We start from the raw sequence: 3,776 nt of genomic DNA, 5'->3' as shown, positions 1-3,776 counted from the left end.
AGTGCCCCAAACCAATTGCTCGCGGATAGGCCCCACCCCAACCCCTCCCCTGAAGGGGAGGGGCTTAGAGACGGCCTAGTCTCGCGCCCCCGGATCGCCCGCGCGGTAACCGTCATACTGCCCGCATTGCGACGGGTCTCTCCGGCAACGCTCGGCGGCTTTCTTGCGCTCGCGGCCTTCGCGCGCTTCCTGCTTGCGCATCTTGCGGCCGTAATTGCGGTCGGCTTCCGACTGGCTGGTCGTCGTCCAGTCGACGGCCTTGCTCGTCGCCTTGACCGGCAGGGTCACGACGTCGACCGCGGTCTTGGCGAGGCAGCCGCCGGTCAGGAGCGGCAGAGCGGCGGCCGCCGCGATCAGGATTGTACGCATTTACTTGTCCCCCAAGGGTCATTTGCCCGCGCCGGCCCGATAGGCTGCACGCGCTCTGACGCCAATTAGCGGAAAATCGGTGAAAAAGCCATCGATCCCGGCCGCAAGCTGGCGCCGGATCGCCGTGTCGACATCGCCATGCGCGCGCGGATTCAGGCCTTTTCTGAGCGATGCGGGCAGGAAGAAATTCTCCGCACGGAACGTCCAGACATGGACGCGCAATCCAGCGGCATGGGCGTCGGCGACCAGGGTGGAAGGCTCGCCTTTGCCCTTGTCGACCATGTCCTTGTTGGGGCCGATCCCCCACGCATAAGCGGCGACCGCCTTCAGCCCCGCGGGCGTGGTCATCGCGGCATAGCTTGGCGCGGCATTGTCGGCGGGGCCGCCGGTCGAATCCATCAGCTGGATCAGGCGGATCTTCGTGATCGAATGGAGCAGCTTGAGATTGTCGACCTCGAAGCTCTGGATGAACACCGGCGCATCGGCCGAATCCCAGCCGGCCTGGTGGAGTTCGGCGACGAGCTGGCGTTCCATCGGCTTGCCGATCGAGGCGAAATAGGTCGGGTGCTTGGTTTCGGGATAGATGCCGATCGTGCGGCCGACCTCTTGCGACCGCTTCTTGGCCAGGGCGATGATCTCGGCCAGCGTCGGAATCTCGAATTTGCCGTCATAAGCGGCGTTAGCCGGGCGCAATTGCGGCAGGCGTTCCTTAGCACGCAAGGTCTTCAGTTCGGCGAGGGTGAAATCCTCGGTGAACCAGCCGCTATGTTTCTCGCCGTCGATCACCTTGGTCGTCTTGCGCGCGGCGAATTCGGGATGGTCGGCGACATCGGTGGTGCCGGTAATGTCATTCTCGTGCCGCGCGACGAAGACATTGTCCTTGGTCAGGACCAAATCGGGTTCGATGAAATCGGCGCCTTCGTCGATCGCGAGAGTGTAGCTTGCCAGCGTGTGCTCGGGACGTTCGCCGCTCGCGCCGCGATGGCCGATGACGATGGGATCGGAAAGCGGCTTCATCGCCCCACCCTGCCCCGCCATCGCGAAAGATGCCAGCGCGGCGATGCCCAGCACCGTTACAGCGCGAATTCGCTTGAAAACCGTCATGCGCGACCCGATTCCTCTATCTGCAGACGCCCAGCCCTATCGGCGTTTTGTGACCGGGAGGCGACGATGAACGAGCATGCCATGGACGCCCCCTATCGGCCGGCCGCGCTCGACAACGGGCAACAGGGGCTGATCGGCAAGGGCGTCGACCGCTATGAAGGCCCGCTCAAGGTCAGCGGCGCCGCGCCTTATGCGGTCGAAGGCGCGCCCGACGGAACGCTCTATGCGCATATCGTCGGGGCAACGATCGGCGCCGGCAAGGTGCTGAGCATCGACACCAAGGCCGCCGAAGCCACGCCGGGCGTGGTCAAGGTGATCGTCGAGCATCCCGATTTCCCGTCGAGCGGCGGCAGCAGCCGCGAGCCGATGAGCGACTGGACCGACGCCATCGATCATTTCGGCCAGCCCATCGCTTTGATCGTCGCCGAGAGTCTGGAAATCGCGCGCGACGCCGCTTTGTCGGTCGCGGTGACGTATGAAAGGCGCGAAGGGCGTTTCGATCCGGCCAAGCAGCCGCCGGTCGTCGACCACAAGATCGGTTTCCTGCCCAACATCGTCAAAGGCGATGTCGATGCGGCGATCGAGGCGGCGGAGGTCCGCTTCGACCAGAGCTATACCACGCCGCCGCATTTCCCCGCCGCGCTCGAGCCGCACGCGACCACCGCCTGGTGGGAAGGCGGTGATTTGATCGTCCGCGCCTCGCTTCAGGTCCTGAACGGCGCGCGCGAGACGATCGCCAACCAATTGGGGCTCGATCCGGCCCGCGTCCGAATATTGGCGCCCTATGTCGGCGGCGGGTTCGGCGGCAAGACCGGGGTCGGGCCCGAAACGATCCTGGCCGCGGTCGCGGCGCACGAGATCGGGCGCCCGGTCAAGATCGCGCTGCCACGCCGCCAGACCGCCGCCCTGGTCCATCATCGCGGCGACACGGTGCAGCGCATCCGCATCGGCTGCGACGCCGACGGGCACATCGCCGCGCTCGCGCACGACAGCGTGACCTCGCAAAAGCCGGGCCGAAATTTTCTCGAGCCCGTCCATTTCGGCACGATCCCGCTCTATGCCGGTGAGCACCGCCGCTTCACCACCGCGCTCACCGTGGTCGACCTGCCGTCCTCGGGCGCGGTGCGCGCGCCGGGCGAAGCGGTCGGCACCTTCGCGGTCGAATGCGCGATGGACGAGCTGGCCGAGCAACTGGGCCTCGATCCGATCGAATTGCGCCGCCGCAACGAGCCCGAGACCGACCCGACCAGCGGCAAGCCCTTTTCGACGCGGCTGATGCTGCAATGCTATGAGGAAGGCGCACGCCGCTTCGGTTGGGACCGGCGCAATCCGGTGCCGGGCCAGAACCGCCAGGGCGAATGGCTGATCGGCCACGGCATGGCAGCGGCCTTGCGCGGCAATTTCACCGTCAATAGCGAAGCGCGCGTCACGCTGACCGCCGAGGGACGCGCGGTGATCGAGACCGACATGACCGATATCGGCACCGGCACCTATACCGTGCTGGCGCAGGTCGCCGGCGAGATGCTGGGGCTGCCGGTATCGGCGATCGACGTGCGGCTGGGCGACAGCGACCTGCCGGTCAGCGCCGGATCGGGCGGATCGTTCGGGGCGGGAAGCTCGGGATCGGCGGTGGCGCTGGCGTGCGAGGACATCTTGGCCGAGCTCGCGCGGCGGATGAATGCCGCGCCCGAGGAATTGACGCTCAAGGACGGCGTGGTCAGCGCGGGCGGCCGCAGCTCGCCGATCGCCGACCTGGTCCGTGGCAAGCCGATCGCCGCGCACGGCAAGACCGGCCCCGGCCAGGTCAGCCGCCGCACCAGCCAGGCAAGCCATGGCGCGCAATTCGCCGAGGTCGCGGTCAATGCGGTCACCGGAGAGATCCGCGTGCGCCGGCTGATCGGCGTGTTCGATGTCGGCCGCGTGCTCAACGAGAAGACCGCACGCAACCAGATGGTCGGCGGAATGATCTGGGGCATCGGCTATGCGCTGAGCGAGGACGCGGTGGTCGACACCCGCACCGGCCAGTTCGTGAACCCCGATTTCGGCGAATATCACGTCGCCGTCCATGCCGACGCGCCGGCGGTCGAATGCCATTTCATCGAGCAGGTCGACGATCAGGCCAATCCGGTCGGGGCCAAGGCGGTGGGGGAGTTGGGGATTTCCGGGGCCGGCGCCGCGGTGGCGAATGCGGTGTACAATGCGACCGGGGTGAGGGTGCGGGATTTCCCGATCACGTTGGATAAGCTGCTGCCGGGGTTGCCGCCGGTATGAGGATCCACACAAATTCCTCCCCGGTACGGGGA

At 66.6% G+C, this 3,776-nt stretch carries 3 protein-coding genes; 1 reads left to right on the top strand and 2 read right to left on the bottom strand.

All coding sequences use genetic code 11. From position 1 onward, the window contains the following. Nucleotides 1-75: 75 nt before the first annotated feature. On the bottom strand, nucleotides 76-369 hold the full coding sequence (locus tag SPR01S_RS20765) for a hypothetical protein (RefSeq protein WP_066593705.1): 294 nt from the start codon (nucleotides 367-369) through the stop codon (nucleotides 76-78). An 18-nt stretch (nucleotides 370-387) separates the two neighbouring features. Beyond that, entirely contained in the window at nucleotides 388-1,407 is a 1,020-nt protein-coding gene (locus tag SPR01S_RS20760) for a glycerophosphodiester phosphodiesterase (protein WP_066593712.1), read from the bottom strand. Between the two features lie 132 nt (nucleotides 1,408-1,539). Here SPR01S_RS20760 and SPR01S_RS20755 point away from each other — a divergent pair, with 132 nt between their 5' ends. After that, on the top strand, nucleotides 1,540-3,744 hold the full coding sequence (locus tag SPR01S_RS20755) for a xanthine dehydrogenase family protein molybdopterin-binding subunit (protein WP_066593703.1): 2,205 nt from the start codon (nucleotides 1,540-1,542) through the stop codon (nucleotides 3,742-3,744). The last annotated feature ends 32 nt before the right edge of the window (nucleotides 3,745-3,776 follow it).

It is taken from the genome of Sphingomonas pruni NBRC 15498 (assembly GCF_001598455.1).
GTDB lineage: Bacteria > Pseudomonadota > Alphaproteobacteria > Sphingomonadales > Sphingomonadaceae > Sphingomonas > Sphingomonas pruni.
The sequence above is the reverse complement of the archived record's forward strand: the minus strand, read 5'-3'. Positions and strand labels throughout refer to the sequence as shown.

Excerpts from the sequence above, each read along its gene's own strand:
- SPR01S_RS20765 (WP_066593705.1), bottom strand. The coding sequence starts at position 369 with ATGCGTACAATCCTGATCGCGGCGGCCGCCGCTCTGCCGCTCCTGACC.
- SPR01S_RS20760 (WP_066593712.1), bottom strand. The coding sequence starts at position 1,407 with ATGGCGGGGCAGGGTGGGGCGATGAAGCCGCTTTCCGATCCCATCGTC.
- SPR01S_RS20755 (WP_066593703.1), top strand. The coding sequence starts at position 1,540 with ATGAACGAGCATGCCATGGACGCCCCCTATCGGCCGGCCGCGCTCGAC.